The 16,866-nt window shown below is 66.7% G+C and carries 19 protein-coding genes and 1 pseudogene; 10 read left to right on the forward strand and 10 right to left on the reverse strand.

The features are described from left to right. The 6 genes from NN2_RS23870 to NN2_RS23895 form a co-directional block, all read left to right on the forward strand. A partial coding sequence (locus tag NN2_RS23870; RefSeq protein WP_501193555.1) for a phenylalanine--tRNA ligase subunit beta-related protein occupies positions 1-541 on the forward strand: 541 nt, incomplete at its 5' end. A gap of 36 nt (positions 542-577) precedes the next feature. Further along, positions 578-790, forward strand: a complete 213-nt coding sequence (locus tag NN2_RS23875) for a ribbon-helix-helix protein, CopG family (RefSeq protein ID WP_063016079.1) — start codon at positions 578-580, stop codon at positions 788-790. Beyond that, entirely contained in the window at positions 790-1,134 is a 345-nt protein-coding gene (locus NN2_RS23880) for a type II toxin-antitoxin system PemK/MazF family toxin (protein ID WP_063016080.1), read from the forward strand. The genes NN2_RS23875 and NN2_RS23880 overlap by 1 nt, the downstream gene beginning before the upstream one ends. Positions 1,135-1,184: 50 nt before the next feature. Continuing rightward, a complete protein-coding gene (locus tag NN2_RS23885; RefSeq protein WP_063016081.1) occupies positions 1,185-1,967 on the forward strand; it encodes an alpha/beta hydrolase in 783 nt (260 codons plus the stop codon). A 39-nt stretch (positions 1,968-2,006) separates the two neighbouring features. Beyond that, a complete protein-coding gene (locus NN2_RS23890) occupies positions 2,007-2,492 on the forward strand; it encodes a hypothetical protein (protein WP_030518958.1) in 486 nt (161 codons plus the stop codon). 41 nt (positions 2,493-2,533) lie between these two features. Further along, positions 2,534-3,574 carry a hypothetical protein gene (locus NN2_RS23895; protein WP_063016082.1) on the forward strand — a complete coding sequence of 347 codons (1,041 nt, stop codon included), beginning with the start codon at positions 2,534-2,536 and terminating at the stop codon, positions 3,572-3,574. A gap of 70 nt (positions 3,575-3,644) precedes the next feature. Here the strand turns inward: NN2_RS23895 and NN2_RS23900 are convergent, their stop codons facing one another. Both NN2_RS23900 and NN2_RS23905 read right to left on the reverse strand, forming a co-directional pair. Then, positions 3,645-4,130: a carboxymuconolactone decarboxylase family protein gene (locus NN2_RS23900; protein WP_063016103.1), complete on the reverse strand. Its 486-nt coding sequence runs from the start codon at positions 4,128-4,130 to the stop codon at positions 3,645-3,647. Between the two features lie 96 nt (positions 4,131-4,226). Further along, complete coding sequence (locus tag NN2_RS23905) at positions 4,227-5,183, reverse strand: LLM class flavin-dependent oxidoreductase (RefSeq protein ID WP_218022055.1); 957 nt, start codon at positions 5,181-5,183, stop codon at positions 4,227-4,229. Between the two features lie 282 nt (positions 5,184-5,465). Between NN2_RS23905 and NN2_RS23910 the strand changes: the two genes are divergently transcribed. Beyond that, positions 5,466-7,019, forward strand: a complete 1,554-nt coding sequence (locus NN2_RS23910) for an amino acid permease (protein ID WP_063016083.1) — start codon at positions 5,466-5,468, stop codon at positions 7,017-7,019. Positions 7,020-7,054: 35 nt separating this feature from the next. On the opposite strand, the gene NN2_RS23915 is transcribed toward NN2_RS23910, so the two are convergent. Further along, complete coding sequence (locus NN2_RS23915; RefSeq protein ID WP_063016084.1) at positions 7,055-7,921, reverse strand: aldo/keto reductase family oxidoreductase; 867 nt, start codon at positions 7,919-7,921, stop codon at positions 7,055-7,057. Between the two features lie 123 nt (positions 7,922-8,044). Here NN2_RS23915 and NN2_RS23920 point away from each other — a divergent pair, with 123 nt between their 5' ends. Next, a complete protein-coding gene (locus NN2_RS23920; protein ID WP_063016085.1) occupies positions 8,045-8,485 on the forward strand; it encodes a winged helix-turn-helix transcriptional regulator in 441 nt (146 codons plus the stop codon). 53 nt (positions 8,486-8,538) lie between these two features. Here NN2_RS23920 and NN2_RS36545 read toward each other — a convergent pair. Beyond that, positions 8,539-8,688, reverse strand: a pseudogene (locus tag NN2_RS36545) (DUF397 domain-containing protein); the annotation flags it as partial. A 586-nt stretch (positions 8,689-9,274) separates the two neighbouring features. Between NN2_RS36545 and NN2_RS23925 the strand changes: the two are divergent. Next, on the forward strand, positions 9,275-11,011 hold the full coding sequence (locus NN2_RS23925) for a pyruvate dehydrogenase (protein WP_063016104.1): 1,737 nt from the start codon (positions 9,275-9,277) through the stop codon (positions 11,009-11,011). Between the two features lie 51 nt (positions 11,012-11,062). On the opposite strand, the gene NN2_RS23930 is transcribed toward NN2_RS23925, so the two are convergent. Continuing rightward, positions 11,063-12,595, reverse strand: coding sequence for an acyl-CoA synthetase (locus NN2_RS23930; protein ID WP_063016086.1), 1,533 nt, complete (start codon positions 12,593-12,595; stop codon positions 11,063-11,065). 273 nt (positions 12,596-12,868) lie between these two features. Between NN2_RS23930 and NN2_RS23935 the strand changes: the two genes are divergently transcribed. Next, positions 12,869-13,273, forward strand: coding sequence for a hypothetical protein (locus NN2_RS23935; RefSeq protein WP_063016087.1), 405 nt, complete (start codon positions 12,869-12,871; stop codon positions 13,271-13,273). Positions 13,274-13,616: 343 nt separating this feature from the next. Here the strand turns inward: NN2_RS23935 and NN2_RS23940 are convergent, their stop codons facing one another. The 5 genes from NN2_RS23940 to NN2_RS23960 form a co-directional block, all read right to left on the reverse strand. Further along, on the reverse strand, positions 13,617-14,087 hold the full coding sequence (locus NN2_RS23940; protein ID WP_063910857.1) for a MarR family winged helix-turn-helix transcriptional regulator: 471 nt from the start codon (positions 14,085-14,087) through the stop codon (positions 13,617-13,619). Then, entirely contained in the window at positions 14,080-14,505 is a 426-nt protein-coding gene (locus tag NN2_RS23945) for an SRPBCC family protein (RefSeq protein ID WP_063016089.1), read from the reverse strand. Before NN2_RS23945 ends, NN2_RS23940 begins: the two co-directional genes overlap by 8 nt. Positions 14,506-14,768: 263 nt before the next feature. Continuing rightward, positions 14,769-14,993: a translation initiation factor IF-1 gene (gene infA / locus NN2_RS23950; protein WP_227462776.1), complete on the reverse strand. Its 225-nt coding sequence runs from the start codon at positions 14,991-14,993 to the stop codon at positions 14,769-14,771. Further along, on the reverse strand, positions 14,984-15,736 hold the full coding sequence (locus tag NN2_RS23955; protein ID WP_063016090.1) for a GNAT family N-acetyltransferase: 753 nt from the start codon (positions 15,734-15,736) through the stop codon (positions 14,984-14,986). Before NN2_RS23955 ends, infA begins: the two co-directional genes overlap by 10 nt. 417 nt (positions 15,737-16,153) lie before the next feature. Beyond that, positions 16,154-16,756, reverse strand: coding sequence for a flavodoxin domain-containing protein (locus NN2_RS23960; RefSeq protein ID WP_063016091.1), 603 nt, complete (start codon positions 16,754-16,756; stop codon positions 16,154-16,156). Between the last annotated feature and the right edge of the window lie 110 nt (positions 16,757-16,866).

The raw sequence follows: 16,866 nt of genomic DNA on the forward strand, positions 1-16,866 counted from the left end.
GGCCGACGCCTTCGCGCTCGCCGACGCCGTGGCCGATGCCGCCGGCGTCACCATCGAGCGCCGCGCCGCCGCCTACCTGCCGTTCCATCCGGGCCGCTGCGCGGAACTGCTCGTCGACGGCACGGTCGTGGGCCACGCCGGTGAACTGCATCCGGCCGTGCTGGAGCGCAGCGGTCTGCCGCCGCGCACCTGTGCGCTGGAACTGGATCTGGACGCGCTGCCGCTGCGCGAATCCCGTCCCGCCCCCGTGGTCTCCGCCTTCCCGGCGGTTCTGCAGGACGTGTCGGTGAGTGTCGAGAAGACCGTGGGCGCGGCCCAGGTCGAATCGGCGCTGCGCACCGGTGCGGGCGAGTTGCTCGAGGACATCGCGCTGTTCGACGTCTACGAGGGCGCCCAGGCGGGCGAGGGCCGCAAATCCCTCACCTACGCCCTGCGCTTCCGCGCGAGTGACCGCACCCTCACCGAGGACGAGGCGAGCGCGGCCCGTGATTCCGCGGTCGCGGCGGCGGCCGACGCCGTAGGCGCGGTTCTGCGTGGATAGTGCGAACCATATTCCTACCCTGGTAGCATCATGGGTATGAAGCTGAGTGTGAGTCTGTCGGACGACGACCTGGCGACGATCGACGAGGAAGTGCGTCGGTCGGATTTGCCTGGTCGGTCCGCCGCTGTGCACAAAGCCATCGAGCTGCTGCGTGCCCGCGCACTGGAAGATGCCTATGAACAGGCGTGGGAAGAGTGGGAAGAAGCGGGCGAGGAAGCTGCCTGGTCGGTCGCGACCGGTGACCTGTAGTGCGGCGCGGGGACGTCGTGCTGGTCGACCTCGACCCGGTTCGAGGAAACGAGGTGGCGAAGACTCGTCCCGCCGTCGTCGTCAGCAACGACGGCGCCAACCGGCGTGCTGTACAGCTCGGACGCGGTGTGGTCACCGTGGTGCCGGTGACGAGCAACACGGATAGAATCTTTCCGTTCCAGGTGCTGTTGGAGGATGTCCCAGGTTTGCGAGTGGCGTCGAAAGCGCAGGCCGAACAGGTTCGTTCGGTATCTGTGGAACGGATAGGGCGGGTGCTCGGCACCTTGCCACCCGCGCTGGTCAAGGACCTGGACCGGGCGCTACGCCTGCATCTGAACCTGTGAATTCAGCGGCCGAGTGGAGACTTGGTGGTAGTCGGCGCTAAGAAGGGGCTATGCGACATCCGGCCGAGGGCGTGCTCAACGCGCTGACGTTCCATCCCGAACGTCGGATCACGATGACGCCCGAGCAGTTCGGCTTCGACCACGAGGAGCTCTGGCTCACCGCGGGCGACGGAGCCCGGATCAATGCCTGGTTCGTGCGCGCCGAGAAGCCGATCGCCCACGTGCTGTACGCCCACGGCAACGGCGGCAATATCGGTGATCGCTCGCCGATCCTGGCATTGCTGGCCGCGGCCGGCTTGAACGTGCTGACCTTCGACTATCGCGGTTACGGTCGCAGTCCGGGCCGGCCGAGCGAACGCGGGCTGTATCTGGACGCCCGCGCCGCCCGCCGGGCGCTGCTGGAACAGTCCGGCGTGGAACCGAAACGCGTTGTCTATCTCGGTAAATCGCTCGGCGGCGCGGTGGTCACCGAACTGGCGACCGAATATCCGCCCGCCGCGATGATTCTGATGTCCACCTTCACCGGCCTGCGCGACGCGGCCCGCGCGGTCTACCCCTTCATTCCGAAAGCCTTGGTGCCGAACGCGTTTCCGACGCTGCAGCGACTCCGCACCCTGCGCGTGCCGACGTTCGTCATGCACGGCGACGCCGACGAACTGCTCCCGGTCGAGATGGGCCGGACGCTGCACGCGGCGGCGGCCGACCCCAAGCGGCTGCTGATCTACCCCAACGCCGGTCACAACACCCTGGTCTCGATTCCCGGGTGGTCGGGAACCGTATCGGCGTGGGTTCGCGACGTTCTCGCGGGCGTGGAGTCGGTGACCGGCGAGTGAAATCGGTCGGACCGCGGTCGCGGTGCGTAGCCTGGGTGCATGTCCGAAACCGGTGATATGGCGGCCCTGCTCGCCGCGATGCAGGATGAGGATCTGCTCGAGGTCGTGGTCACCGCGACCACGGGCCGGCCGGGTCTGGAGAAGTTGCATCTGACCGCGGCCGAACTGGCGGCCCGCCCCACTCATGCCGAACCGGAGGTCGATGTGAGTTCGGACACTCCCGGTGCGGCCGCCGCCGTGCCGCCGCCGATCTCGGGCGGATTCGGGCAGGTCGCGGTGGGCTCGGGCGTGCCGCTGCCGCCGGAGGGCTTCGGGGTGCCCGGCGGATACTCCGAATCCGGAGTCCCTACTTTCGAGTCAGTTCGCGATAAGGTCGAGCAGCGCTACGGCACCGCCCAGGGGTTGGGCGAACTCGACCGGCAGACACCGGCGGGCCGCAGCGCCGACGAACAATGGCAGGCGCGGGAGAAAGCCGCGCGGGAACGCCTGGACGAGATCCGGAAGTCGCTGCGCGACGACGTGTGATTCCGGCTGGTCCGGCGGTCCGGACAGCTGAAGGGGAACCGATGACCGCAGCACAGGACATCGCCGCGAAACTGCTCGACGCGCAAGTGGACTACCTGCTCGCGGAGGTGACGGGAGATCGGTTCGCCGAGGTCGTCGCCCGCGATGTGGACGATGTGCTGGCGGTCGCCGACACCATCGTCTTCCGCGATGTGGTCTCCGTCGAGGAGGCGCGGCAGACGGTGCGCACCGTGGTGAATCGCATCGGCGGCAGCCCGGTGCTGCAGGATTCGGTGGCCGCGTTCGCCGACGCCATCTACGACAACGTCGCCGAGAACAACGACTACACCCTCGGTGACGTCGTGGACCGCGAGCCCGTGGAAGCGTTGCTGGAGAAGATCTTCGGCATGCACCAGGCGCAGGAGCGCCTGCTGGAGCGGCTGACCGAAAGCCCCTTGGTCGCGACGGCGGCGTCCAAATTCGTCGACAAGCTGATCGACGATTTCATGGAGTCGAACCGGCAGATGGCCAGCAAGGTTCCGGGCGTCGGATCGCTGGTGTCGTTCGGCACCAACGCGGCCAAGTCCGCCCGCAAGGCCGCCGAGAAGGCCAGCAGCGGCACCTTCATAGGCGATATGGCCGGTAAGGGCGCGATGTTCGCCCTCAAGCGCACCAACAACGCGATCCGGGAGATGCTGCGCGACGCACCGGTGCACGGCGCGGCGATGGAGTTCTGGGATCTGCACGCCGGTGAGCCGGTCAGCGGCCTGCGCGATTACCTGACCCAGGCCGACCTGCGCGAACTCGCCCTGCTGGTACACCGGATCGTCGTCACCACCCGCGACAAGGAGTACGTGGGTGTGCTCCTCGACGAGTGCGTCGACGTGTTCTTCACCAAATACGGCGACCACACCCTCGGCGCGTTGCTGCCCGAACTGGGCCTGTCCGCCGACGACATCCGCACCGAGATCCTGCGCTACGGTCCCGCGGTGGTCGAGGCTGCGAAGCGAAACGGCGTGCTGGCCAAGCTGATTCGCGAACGCCTCGAACCCTTCTACACCTCGGAGCCGGTGCTGGCGATCCTGGCCGAGGCCACGCAGTAGACGGGCACACCCGAACCGCGACCGCGGCCCGGCCCGGGGCGACACCCCTGAGCCGGGCCGAGCTCGCTGATCAGCCGTCGATATCGGCGAACATGCCGGGCTCGTACGAGCCGCCCTGCTGGCGCACGATCACGCCGAGCCGGTTGGCCGCGTTGATCTGAGCGATGAGGCCGACCAGTGCGGCGATCTGGTCTTCGTCGTAGTGCTTGCGCACCTGCGCCCAGGTCTCGTCCGAAACTCCCTGATGGGCGTCGGCGAGCCGGGTGCCCTCCTCGGCCAGTGCCAGCGCGGCCCGCTCGGCCTCGCTGAACACCGACGCCTCGCGCCACGCGGCGACCAGGTTGATGCGCACCGCGGGCTCTCCGGCGGCGGCGAGGTCCTTGCTGTGCACATCGGTGCACCACCCGCAGCCGTTGATCTGGCTGACGCGCAGCATCATCAGGTCCTGGGTGGCCTTGGGCAGCGTCGACTGGAGGATGACCATGCTGGTGTTACCGAATCGTTTGGCGAACTTGGCGCCGAGTGCACTGTCGGTGAGAGTGAAGCGGGATTCCATGACGTCGTCCTTGCTGTCGTGATCGTTGGCGGGAACGCACACAAGATGCCGCTCACGCGATCGATGTGACAGTGCGGAAAAGTGATGTGCGGCACATCAGCGCGAGATCGTCATGGGCCGTAGCAGGGACTCGATCAGGGCCAATTGCCCGGTGAACTCGGCCGGGTCGAGGGCGGCGATGCGCAGGAGGATGTGTTCGGCGCCCGCATCGATGTACCGATGCAGTTGCGCCGCAACGTGTTCGGCGGTGCCGGTCAACAGGACCTGGATCGTTTCGACCGTCTCCACCGGCATCCGGTAGGTCGCCTGCGCGTAGCGGTCCAGCGCCGCCCGGCCCTCCTGCGCGTCGTCGCTGAGGTAGACGGTCGCGAAAAGTGCCGGAGTAATGGATGTTTCGGCGCGGCCGGCGGCGGAGGCGGCGGACCGGACGGTGGCCAGGCCGTCGGCGTAGGCGGCCACATCCGGTGGGTAGGGGAGCCAGCCGTCGTAGCGCCGTCCGGTCCGGGCGAGCGCGGCGGGCGTGATGCCGGTGGCCCAGATGGGCGGTCCGCCCGGCCGATGCGGCTGCGGGACGTCCGGCAACCAGTCGTAGTGGAGAACCTTGCCGTGGAAGGGGTCGGTGTTGCCGGACCACAGCCGCCGCCACAGGTCGACGGTGTCGTCGAGCTGGGAGAAGCGGGTTCGGTAGTCCACGCCGACGAGGTCGAATTCGGCGCGGCTGAGTTCCGGGAATCCCGCGCCGACGCCGAGGATCAGCCGGCCGGAGGCGAGCTGGTCCAGCGATGCGAGGGTGGCGGCGGCCTGTACCGGGTGCCGGTAGGCCGGCATCAGCGCGGCCGTCCCGAGGGTGATCCGCTCGGTCACCGCCGCCGCGGCCGCCAGGACCGTCAGGGGTTCGATCCGAGCCCGGCTCAGCGAATCGCCCAGCCACACCGAATCGAATCCCATTCCTTCGGCTGTCACCGCCAGCTCGGCCAGGCTGCGGGCCGCGCCGCCGCGTTCCAACTGCGCGACGCCGCCGGGGAGGAGCAGGCCGTATCGAATGTCGTTCACGAGACCAGCGTGGGCCGCGGTGCGAGTGCCGGCAATTCCCGGCGGGGTATGGCCGGGTGCCGCTATCGCGGTCGCCGGACGCGGTCGGCAACGATTCGGCTACATCGAATTGCCCCCTCGTCGATTTCGATTATGCACGTTTGAATTTTCGACATCGAGGGTAACGGTGTCCATTTTCTGAGAACCGACCGCGCGGTATATAGATATTCCCACCGGTGAACGTACCGATGTCCGACGCTACGTTGTTTGAAGATTCAATGTTGTCCACCGGAAGGTCCGGTCATGAGCACAGACCACCGACCCGTCGAATTATCGGCTCTGGCCGCGGCGTTGCATACGGAGCAGGACGGTTACCGAAAGTCGTTACGTAACCGTCAGTTGCAGATGATCGCGATCGGTGGAGTGATCGGCACCGGGCTGTTCCTCGGTGCGGGCGGACGTCTCGCCGATGCAGGTCCGGGGCTCTTTCTGGTCTACGCGGTCTGCGGTGTCTTCGTCTTCTTCGTGCTGCGGGCGCTGGGGGAGTTGGTGCTGTATCGGCCGTCGTCGGGATCGTTCGTATCCTACGCGCGCGAATTTTATGGCGAGAAACTCGCATTTGCCGTCGGCTGGATGTATTTCTTTCACTGGTGTATGACCGGCATCGTCGACATCACCGCGATCGCGACATATGTCCGCTATTGGGGTGCGTTCTCGGTGGTGCCGCAGTGGGTGATCGCACTGGTGGCGCTGGTCGCGGTCGTCGGCACGAATTTGATCTCGGTGCGATGGTTCGGAGAGCTCGAATTCTGGGTGGCGCTGGTGAAAGTCGTCGCCCTCATCGGATTTCTGATCGTGGGCTCGGTCTTTCTCGCCGGCCGGTTCGCCATTCGGGGCGAAGCCACGGGGGTCGGCGTGATCGCTCATCACGGCGGACTGTTCCCGACCGGTGTGCTGCCGCTCGTCACGGTCACCACGGGCGTCGTATTCGCCTATGCGGCAGTGGAGTTGGTCGGTATCGCGGCGGGGGAGACCGAGAATCCGCACGAGGTGATGCCGCGCGCCATCAATTCGGTCATCGCCCGCATCGGGGTGTTCTATATCGGCTCACTCGTCCTGCTCGGACTGTTGCTGCCCTACACCGCCTTTCGTGACGGCGAGAGCCCGTTCGTCACCTTCTTCGCCCGCATCGGCGTCCCCGCTGCCGGGTCGATGATGAATCTGATCGTGCTCACCGCCGCGTTCTCCAGTCTCAACGCCGGCCTGTATTCCACCGGCCGCATCCTGCGCTCGATGTCGGCGAACGGCAGCGCCCCCGCGGTGGCCGGCCGCATGTCCCGTACCGGCGTGCCCTACATCGGCATTCTGGCCACCGGCGTGATCGCGCTGATCGGCGTGGGGCTCGACGCGGTGGTGCCGGACAAGGCCTTCGAGATCGTGCTGAACGTCTCGGCTCTCGGCACGATCGTCTCGTGGATGGTGGTGCTGCTCTGCCAGTTGCGCCTGTGGCGACGCTGGTGGGACGGCATCTCCCATCGCCCCGCGTACCGCATGATCGGCGCGCCTTACACCGGTATCGCCACCCTCGTCTTCCTGGTGGCCGTGGTGGCACTGATGGCCTGCAGCAGCGACCCGATCCAACGCTGGGCGGTCGTGGCGACGGTCTGTGTGATGGGCCCCGTCCTCGTCGGGGGATGGTTCCTGACGCGCCGGAAAGTGTTGCGAATAGCGGCGATTCGCCACGACCACACCGGCCAGTTCCCGGTGGTCGCCGAGCGACCGTGGCCGGGAAGGCCGGCGGAGCCGGAGGTGATCGTGGAGGATCCGGGCCGGCGCCGACCCAGCCACGAGGTATGAGCGGCCACAGAGTGAGCGGCTCCTCGGCGGCATGGTCAGCGACCGATTCCGTCCAGCGCGGCGACGTCCTCATCCGACAGTGAAAGCCCGGCCCCCGCGATGTTTTCGCGCAGGTGAGTCGCGGATGACGTACCGGGGATGAGCAGAATGTTCGGTGCCCTCCGCAACAGCCAGGCCAGCGCCACCGGCAGCGGCGCGGCACCCACTCGGCTCGCGACCTGGGCGAGTGTCTCCGACTGTAGCGGCGTGAAGCCACCGAGCGGGAAGTACGGCACGTAGGCGATGCCGTCGGCCACGAGCCGGTCGATGAGGTCGTCGTCGTGGCGATGGGCGAGGTTGTACATGTTCTGCACGCATACGATCGACGCGATGCTCCGCGCCTCGGCGACTTGATCCGCGGTGACGTTGCTGACTCCGAGATGGCGTATCAGGCCATCCTGCTGAAGGTCGGCGAGCGTCTCCAATGCCTCTGCGAGCGAGCCGGGCCGGGGGCCTGCGGCATCGCCCATGCGCAGGTTGACCAGATCGAGGTTCTCGACCCCGAGCGACCGAAGGTTCTGATGCACCTGTTCGCGCAGGTCTTCGGGACGCCGGGCCGTAGGCCAGCCGCCCTGCGCGTCGCGGCGCGCCCCGACCTTCGTGGCGATGTACACCGTGTCCGGGTAGGGGTGCAGTGCCTCACGGATCAACTCGTTCGTCACGTCGGGCCCGTATGCGGCGCTGGTGTCGATGTGGGTGATACCGGCATCGACTGCCTCGCGTAGCACGGCCAGCGCGCCGTCGCGGTCGGCGGGCGGCCCCATGACCCCGGGGCCGGCGAGCTGCATGGCGCCGTAGCCGAACCGGGTGACAGTCGCGTCGCCGAGCATTCGGGTGCCGCCGGGAAGTAGGGGTGTGCTCACGTGGTGCCTTTCATCTCCGATCGGGAGTCTCCGACCTGCTGGCACCATTGTTGGAGAGCTACTTCCTTTCGGGAAGTAGGCACTTGAAAGTGCGTAACTCTCCGAAAGCGAAAGGCGAGACCGGTGACAGCGAAGGTATTCGAGGGGGCTCGGAGCAGCGCGGAGTACAACGCATTCCTGGCGGCATGCCCCAGTCGTCAACTCCTCGATCGGATCTCCGACAAATGGGTCGTGCTGATCTTGTGCGCGTTGAGCGGGGATGCGGGCGACCCATCCGATCGGCCCGGTGTCGCGGCTGCCGCGAAGGCGATGCGCTACTCCGAACTATCGCGCCTGCTGGTCGGTGTCAGCCAGAAGATGCTGACCCAAACCCTGCGGGCTCTCGAACGTGATGGCTTGCTCACCCGCACAGTGACGCCGACCGTTCCGGTCACGGTCACCTACGAGCTCACCGAACTCGGCCTCTCACTCCACCACCTGACGCGCGGCCTCAGATCCTGGGCGCAGGACCATATGGACGAGGTGTCGGCCCATCGTGAGAACCACGACGCTCGCACCCCCTGATATGACAAGGGCGTTCGAGCGATGGTGCTCGAACGCCCTTGTGGCACAGAAGGTTAGGTGAGGTCGAAGCCGCCGCGCTCGAGGCGGGCGGTGAACGCATCCCATTCGGTGGGGGCGAAGACGAGGGCGGGGCCGGTGGGGTTCTTGGAGTCGCGGACGCCGACCATACCTTCGGAAAGGTGGGCTACCTCGACGCATTCCTTGCCTGACGAACTGGCATCAGCCCCGGTAGCCGGGAAGAACCAACCGCCGAATTCCGATCGTTTCCGCGATACGGCGGTCTCCGGCCTCGGCTATCGGGCATGCCATTACCGAAAGCCTCAGGAGCGCATGGATGTACCGACCTCCGATCGCCGATCACATCGAGATCACGGTGGTGGTTGCTCGATGTCGTGTATGCGTCGTCGGTCGTATCGAAGTGGGTAGCGCCGTATGCGGTGTGGCCGATACCTATTGTCCACCAACGTTTTTGCGGCCGCCAGATCGTGCCGGACGATGGCTCGGCCGGTTGGCTGGAATTCGCTGTGAATATTCAGGGGGCAATTTCGCCGACGGCCGGCGCACCTTGGCCGTGAATCGCCTACGACATCGAATAGCAGGGCGCGCTTCGGCGCTCTGTGCGAAATCTGCTCAGCTGCGGCAAGCGGTCCGCGTGCTGTGCGACGCCATTTCCGCTCCACCCCGCCCGGTAGTATTCGTGGCGATCGCGATCTGTTCATCCGGAAGGGAGCTTCGGCTCCGGGCGAAGGCGAATCCGCCGGCGCCGATGACAGCGGTGGAGGAGTGCGCATGGCGAAAACGAATGTGGCCGACCAATTCGTGCACGTTCTCGTACAGGCCGGAGTGCGGCGGATCTACGGCGTGGTGGGCGACAGCCTCAATCCGATCGTCGACGCCGTGCGCCGTACCCCGCAGATCGAATGGGTGCATGTGCGCAACGAGGAGGCCGCCGCCTTCGCCGCGGCGGCGGAGGCGCAGTTGACCGGCCGCCTGGCCGTGTGCGCGGGAAGCTGCGGCCCGGGCAACACCCATCTCGTCCAGGGCCTCTACGACGCGCACCGCACCGGGGCGCCGGTATTGGCGCTGGCCTCCCACATCCCCTCCGATCAGATCGGCACGCAGTTCTTCCAGGAAACGCATCCGGAACGCCTCTTCGTCGAATGCAGCGGATACTGCGAAATGATCAGCCGGCCCGAGCAGATGCCGCGCATGCTGCGGATCGCGATCCAGCATGCGCTGGCGCGCCACGAGGTGTCGGTGGTGGTGCTCCCGGGCGATGTCGCCCAGTTGGACATCGCGCATCCCACCGGCGAAACGAGCCTCGTCTCCGAACTCGGTCGCGTCATGCCCGCCGCCGAACAGGTGCGGGCGCTCGCCGACGCGCTGAACGCGGCACGAACCGTCACCCTGTTCTGCGGTGCCGGCGTTCGCGACGCGCACGAAGAGGTGATGCGGCTCGCCGAGACGCTGCACGCACCCATCGGGCACAGCCTGCGCGGCAAGGAATGGATCCAGTTCGACAATCCCTACGACGTGGGGATGAGCGGTCTGCTCGGCTACGGCGCCTGCTACAAGGCCATGCACGAAGCCGATCTGGTCCTGCTGCTGGGCACCGATTTCCCCTACGACGAATTCCTGCCGGGAACCAATACCGTGCAGATCGACCACGATGCCTCCCGCCTCGGCCGGCGCACGCCACTGAAGCTGGCCGTGCACGGCGACGTTCGCGAAACCCTGCGCGCGGTCCTTCCCCTCCTCGCGCAGAAATCCGACCGGGAATTCCTGGACCGCATGCTCGGCGAGCACTACCGGCTGCTCGAGCAGGTCGTCGACGCCTACACCCGAAATGTCGCCGACCACAAGCCGATTCACCCCGAATACGCCGCCGACATTCTCGACGAACTCGCCTCCGACGACGCGATCTTCACCGTCGACACCGGCATGTGCAATGTGTGGGCGGCCCGCTATCTGACCCCGAACGGCCGCCGCCGGGTGATGGGGTCGTTCCTGCACGGCACTATGGCCAACGCCCTGCCGCATGCCATCGGCGCGCAGTTCGCCTATCCGGACCGGCAGGTGATCTCGATGTCCGGCGACGGCGGTCTGGGCATGCTGATGGGTGAGCTGCTCACCGTGGCGTTGCATCGGCTGCCGGTGAAGATCATCGTCTTCAACAATTCGTCGCTGGGTATGGTCCGGCTGGAAATGCTGGTGGACGGCCTGCCGAATTTCGAAACCGACCACGTCCCGGTCGATTTCGCCGCCGTCGCCCGCGCCGCCGGCATCCACGCGGCGCGGGTGACGGATCCGTTCGCGATCCGGAATGCCATCGCCGAAGCGCTGGAACATCCGGGCCCCGCCCTGGTCGACCTCGTCACCGACCCCAACGCCCTGTCCCTCCCGCCGCACATCACCGCCGCGCAGGTACGCGGCTTCGCGCTCGCGGCCAGCAAGATCGTGCTGACCGGCGGCGTGGGCCGGATGATCGACATGGCCCGATCGAACCTACGCAACGTGCCGCGCTGAAACATGCCGTGTGCCAGCCGGATTCGTGGTTGCCGGGGCCGCCGGCGAACCTCACACGTACTGCTCGCGCAGCTTGCCCTTGACCAGCTTTCCCGTCGGCGTACGGGGCAATTCGTCGGCGAAATCGACGCTGCGCGGCACCTTGTAGTGAGCGATGCGCTCGCGCAGGAAATCGCGAAGTCGTTGTGCCAGTTCGGGTCCCGGCTCGACGCCGGGTGCGGGCTGGACGACCGCCTTCACCGATTCGCCCATCTCCTCGTCGGGGACCCCGATCACCGCCACATCGAGGACATCCGGATGCAGGGCCAGGGCGTCCTCGATTTCCTGCGGGTAGATGTTCACCCCGCCGGAGATGATCATGAACGCCTTGCGGTCGGTCAGGAACAGGAATCCGTCGGCGTCGATATAGCCGATATCGCCGGTGGTCGTCCAGGTCGGATGCTCGGGATGGATTGCCTTGGCGGTCTTCTCGGGATCGTTGTGGTAGTCGAACGGGACTTCCTCGCGCTCGAAATAGATGGTGCCGATCTCGCCGGCGGGCAACTCGTGGCCGTCGTCGTCGCAGATGCGAACGGCGCCCATCCCCGCCGGCCCGACCGAGCCGGGTTTGCGCAACCACTGCTCGCTGTCGATGAAGGTGGCGCCGTTGCCCTCGGTGGAGGCGTAGTACTCGTACAGCACCGGCCCCCACCAGTCGATCATCGCCTGCTTCACCTCCACCGGGCACGGCGCGGCGGCGTGCACGGCGACTCGCATACTCGAAACGTCGTAGCGGGTACGCACGCTCTCGTCCAGTTTCAGCATGCGCACGAACATCGTCGGCACCCACTGGCTGTGGGTGACGCGATAGCGTTCGATCGCGGCGAGCGCCTGTTCGGCGTCGAAGCGTTCCATCACCACCACGGTTCCGCCGAGGGCATGAACCACGCCGCCGAATCGCAACGGCGCGGCGTGATACAGCGGAGCCGGCGACAGATACACGGTGTCGGTGTCGAATCCGTAGAGCGGGCCGAAGACGGCGGTATAGGTGTCACCCGGCGCATCGCCGACCTGCCGATCCGGCAGCGGATGCTTGATGCCCTTCGGGCGGCCGGTGGTGCCCGACGAATACAGCATGTCGGCGCCGCGTGGCTGATCCGGCAGCGGTTCGGGAGACGCTGCGGCCACAGCCTTTTCATACGATTCGTAGCCGGGGACATCCCCGCCGAAGGCGAGCCGGATCCCGACCGCGGGAGTCTGCTCGACCACCCGCCGGGCCACCTCCGCCAGTTCCGCCGACACGATGAGCGCCCGCGCGCCGCAGTCGTTGACGATATAGCTGATCTCGTCCGCGGACAGATGCCGGTTGACGGCCGTGATGTAAAGACCGGATCGCAACGCCGCCCAGTAGACCTCGTACACCTCGAGCGTATTGCCGGACAGCAGCGCGATGTGATCGCCCTTGCGCAGACCCGCCTCGTACAGATGCCGCGCGAGGCGAACCGAGTTGTCCTCGAGCTCGCGGTAGGTCAGCGTGCTACCGCTCCCGGCCAGCACGACCGCCGGTTTATCAGGGAATCGATCGACATGCGCACCGGGGTACATCCTGCTCCTCCACAACACCGCCGACGGCTCTGACACGACCGCCGGTCGAGAGGGACCTGCCTCGCCGCCGCGACACCGGCCCCGCCGAGACACCGTCCCGACGAGCGCGACGATAGCGGAAAGTGAACGACGATTCGTGAGTTATCGCCAAACTTGTGAACCGCTCGAGAGCACACGAAGGCTCGCGTGCCCGGCGCCCACCCTTTTCGGGGCATAACAGGTTTGCCGAGGTCTCGATATTCCGTACGAGAGTTCGTCGAGCGGGAGGTTCCTATGAAGATCAGGCGTATCGGCGTGCTGGCCGCCGGGGTGGCGATGGCGGCCACGACCGCGGTGGGTTTCGGCGTTGCGGCGCAGGCCGAACCGGCCGGTGCCGATGTGGAGGTCTACACCTACTGTGGCGGGGCGCTGCCGGGCTTCCCGCCGCCGTTGCAGGTGATCGTCCGCAATATCGGCACCGCGACCGCGGAGAATGTGGCGGTGAACTACTGGACGCCGTTCGGCCCGTCCGGATCCATCATCAAACCCACTCTGGCACCGGGAGAAATCGCCAGCTACACGGTCGGTACCGCGCGCACGCTGGAACTGATCACCGCCACGGTGACGAGCACGACGCCGGATACGAACCCCGGCAACAATTTCGTGGTCCAGCCGATGTTGTGCGCCGGCTCCATGTAGCCCTGCCCATGCCGCGTCGACGGCGGTGTCGACCGGGCAGACCGAATACCGCTGCAGCGACGCTGAACTAATCGTGCAAACTTCGGCGAAGTTGCCGCTTTTCGCCCGATCGCGCGGAGGTTTGCACGAATAGTTCGGCCGCGGAAAGGGTTCCGCGTGCCGAGAACGCGGCGAACGAGGCTCGGCCCGCCCTCGCCGGTCGGTGCCCCATCAGCACCCGCGAGCCGGTGATGCTGCCCGGCATCGGATCCGGCTGCCATCCGGTCGTCGGATCGCAGCCCCCTTCGCCCGGCGGACAACGTAGTTCGCGGGCGCTGCCGGACCGGGTCGCTCGGTGTCGGTTTCACTTCGTCGGTCGGTCCGCCGGTACTCGGTGGGCGGCGATCGGGCGGAGGTGTTCGCGCAGGAGGTCAGCGTCGGCGCCGAAGATCTGTTCGTCGGTGTCTACGGCGACCTGGATCGCCGTGCTCGCCAATTTCCTTCCGGCGGAGGTGATTTCGAGTCGGAATGCGCGGGCGTCGGCGGGGTCGGGGTGACGCCGGAGCAAGCCGCGCTCCTCCAGGGCGCGGATCACCCGGGACGCCATCATTCGATCGACGCCCGCCATATCCGCCGACTGCTGCTGAGTGGGGAGGCTGCCGCGGTGGGCCAGCCATCCGGTGGAGGCCAGCAGATTGAACTGAGTGGGCGTCAGTCCGAGCGGACGGAGGTTTCGCTCCAGCGTCGCCCGCCATTCCAGGGCGGCGTGATGCAACCAGAACCCCGGAGAGACGAGTGGGCCCCGGGGTACGGCCTGTGCCGATCGCTCAGCCATGCCGTGCCGCCTCCGCCGCGAGGGCCGCGAAGGTGCGCGGCATATCGGCGCGCATACCCTTTTCCCAGATGAGCTTGAACAGCGGTCCCATCGGCCCGTGGACTTCGACGTTCTCCGATACCCGCACGGTGCCGTCGCCGAGTGGCTCGTAGGTGCGCCGGCCCCGCAACTTACCGAACGGCAGGCCCGCCTCGCTGGTCCACGACCGTCCGGGTTCCACCGCGACGATCGTGAACGGTCCCGCCGGTGCTCCTTTGGGCTTCACCCACCCCTTGGTTCCCGCTTCGAACGGCCCGTCGATACGCGCCTTCTCCTCGTGCGGATCCCATTCGGCCCAGCGGGCCACGTCCGTGGCCACCGCCCAGATGCGGTCGATCTCGCCCGTTACCACGGCTTCTTCGGTGAACGAGTACATCATGGCTGCCTCCCTGATTGTTGCTGCAACAACAATAACTGTTGTTGCAGCAACAATCCTAGGAGATGGCCGATACCCGCTAGGTCGGTCGTGGCTGAGCAGTCCAGGCGCGCGGGCCCCGAACCAACCGTGCAAACCTCGGCGAAATAGGCAGTTTTCGCGCATTTCCGCGGAGGTTTGCACGATTAGTTCGGCCCGGTAGGCGGCGAACCTGCGCACACGGAAACGGGTGCGCAGATCGTCGACTTACCTCGCCCTATGGGGCCTCAACTCCGATAACGGAACAGGATTCGACCCCTGGTCAGGTCGTAGGGACTCAGCTCCACCAGGACCCGGTCGTCCGGGAGGATCTTGATGTAGTTCATCCGGACCTTGCCGGACAGGTGGGCGAGGACTTTGTGTCCGTTGGGGAGTTCCACCGTGAAAGTCGCGTTGCGCAGGCATTCCACGACGTGCCCCTGAACTTCGATCGCTCCTTTCTTCATCGCCACACCAACTCCAGGGCGCTGTTCGACCGCTCGGCGCCGATGCCTTCGAACAGGACGGTCGCCGCCGCGTTGGATTCGTCGATTTCGGCAGAGGCCCAAGCCTTTCCGGCGCGATGCAGCGAGCCCAGCGCCCGCCCCAACAGGGCGCGAGCGATGCCGCGCCGGTGCGCGTCGGCGCGAACCGCGATCAGGCCGATGCGCGGTAGCCGAGTCGGCTGCGTCACCCGGCACAGCCCCGCATAGCGGCCGGCCTGGGCCGCCACCACATAGTTCGCGGGATCGATCGGTGGGGAGATCACCTCGGCCGGCATGGTCTGCCAACCGGCGGCGGCCTCGACTTCGGCGCGTACGGCGCGGTCCAGTTCGCGCAGTGAATACGCCTCGGCCGCACCGAAATTCAGGATCTCGATACCCGGCGGCGATGCCGAATCGAGTCCCGTGATCGCCGGATCGGTGGGAACCCGGTATTCCCATTCGCGCCGCCGGATCGCGAGACCCGCCCGGCGCCAGTGCGCGGTCAGTTCGAGGTCGGCCTCGTCGACCACCGTGTAGAGCGGTGTGGGCAGGTCGGCCAGCATGGCGGCGGCGAGCCGGTCGAAGGCGTCGGCCTGCCAGGAGTCGATGCTGAGAAACAGTCGCCCATCGGGCCGCGGCGATGCCTCGCCACAACCGACCATCCGGTCGCCGGCCAGCGCATGCCACTGCCGGTCCGCGATGCGCGTCACCATGAGTTCGGAAGAGTGCATTGTCGTCCCCTCTCGGGATCGCTCGGACGAGCACTCCCGATGACGACGTGCGTCAATCGTCCGATCGTGAGAACGGGGAGCGCCCAAGGAATGTCGTGAAAATGGGACTCACCCCCTCGCGTGATCAGGTCGGACCGCAGAAGGTTAACAACTCCGATATCCCGCGCCAACCCATTTTCCGAACATCCCGCCCGAAGTCCGGAACGCCGTGATCGCCCGCGAAGATCGCCACATTCAGCCGATCGCCGCGATGATCACCGGCTGCCTACCCGGCCTTGCTGAGGCGTCATCGGCAGCGCGATCATCGTCGCCGTCGTCCGATCGGCGGCGTGGCCAGCTCGGGAATATCGAATGATTCTGTAGCACAACACATTCAGCGGCCGACAGAAACTGTGTGCCGACGGGATCCGGTGCGGCTCAGGCCGGGCCCGGATTGCCTTCGCCGATCGTGGTGTCCGCCGGATCGCGGGTCGCCGGTAATCGAGTGGCGGGCAGGGCATCATCGATCCACGAGACGATCTCGTCGGCCCAAGCCGTGATCGCGGCCCAATCGCGTAGATCGCCGTACGGGCAACCGAACAGGCGGATCAGCAGCCGGTTGCGCAGCTCAGGGGGCCGGACGACGACACCGGCGAAACCGCGATATCCCTTGCTGCCGGCCGAGGTCCGGCATTCGGTGACGACGGGCGGCGTGAGCCGTTTGAAGAACGCTCCCACCGGGCCACGCAGGGCCGGCCCCATGCCGACGCTGAACAACCAGTTCGGGCGTTGTTTCAACGTCTTCGCATAGCGCTCGATGTAGTCGGCGAAACCGGGGAGGAAGCCTCCGTTGTGGATCGCGCTGCCCAGTACGACCGCCTCGAAGCAGCCGGGGTCCGGTGCCCGATCCACCGGCTCCACCCGGACGTGCAATCCCGCCTCCCGCATCCGGCGCGCCATGAACTCGCCGATCTGGGCGGTCGAACCCGCTGCGGAGGCGTAGACGATGAGTACCGTGTGCTCGCTCTGATCGGATGCCATAGACCAACTGTCCGTCCAGGGTGATCGTTCGGGCAGGGTCCTCGGTCCCATCGCTTCGGCGACCTTCGTCGTCGGCTTCCGCGCAACGGATGCGATCCGGCGGCAGCGGG

The sequence above is a fragment of the Nocardia nova NBRC 15556 genome (assembly GCF_001613005.1).
Taxonomy (GTDB): Bacteria; Actinomycetota; Actinomycetes; order Mycobacteriales; family Mycobacteriaceae; genus Nocardia; species Nocardia nova.

Coding starts and splice junctions, on each gene's coding strand:
- NN2_RS23875 (WP_063016079.1), top strand. CDS start 578: ATGAAGCTGAGTGTGAGTCTGTCGGACGACGACCTGGCGACGATCGAC.
- NN2_RS23935 (WP_063016087.1), top strand. CDS start 12,869: ATGAAGATCAGGCGTATCGGCGTGCTGGCCGCCGGGGTGGCGATGGCG.
- NN2_RS23945 (WP_063016089.1), bottom strand. CDS start 14,505: ATGATGTACTCGTTCACCGAAGAAGCCGTGGTAACGGGCGAGATCGAC.
- NN2_RS23960 (WP_063016091.1), bottom strand. CDS start 16,756: ATGGCATCCGATCAGAGCGAGCACACGGTACTCATCGTCTACGCCTCC.
- NN2_RS23955 (WP_063016090.1), bottom strand. CDS start 15,736: ATGCACTCTTCCGAACTCATGGTGACGCGCATCGCGGACCGGCAGTGG.
- NN2_RS23890 (WP_030518958.1), top strand. CDS start 2,007: ATGTCCGAAACCGGTGATATGGCGGCCCTGCTCGCCGCGATGCAGGAT.
- NN2_RS23885 (WP_063016081.1), top strand. CDS start 1,185: ATGCGACATCCGGCCGAGGGCGTGCTCAACGCGCTGACGTTCCATCCC.
- NN2_RS23940 (WP_063910857.1), bottom strand. CDS start 14,087: ATGGCTGAGCGATCGGCACAGGCCGTACCCCGGGGCCCACTCGTCTCT.
- NN2_RS23925 (WP_063016104.1), top strand. CDS start 9,275: ATGGCGAAAACGAATGTGGCCGACCAATTCGTGCACGTTCTCGTACAG.
- NN2_RS23895 (WP_063016082.1), top strand. CDS start 2,534: ATGACCGCAGCACAGGACATCGCCGCGAAACTGCTCGACGCGCAAGTG.
- NN2_RS23900 (WP_063016103.1), bottom strand. CDS start 4,130: ATGGAATCCCGCTTCACTCTCACCGACAGTGCACTCGGCGCCAAGTTC.
- NN2_RS23910 (WP_063016083.1), top strand. CDS start 5,466: ATGAGCACAGACCACCGACCCGTCGAATTATCGGCTCTGGCCGCGGCG.
- NN2_RS23930 (WP_063016086.1), bottom strand. CDS start 12,595: ATGTACCCCGGTGCGCATGTCGATCGATTCCCTGATAAACCGGCGGTC.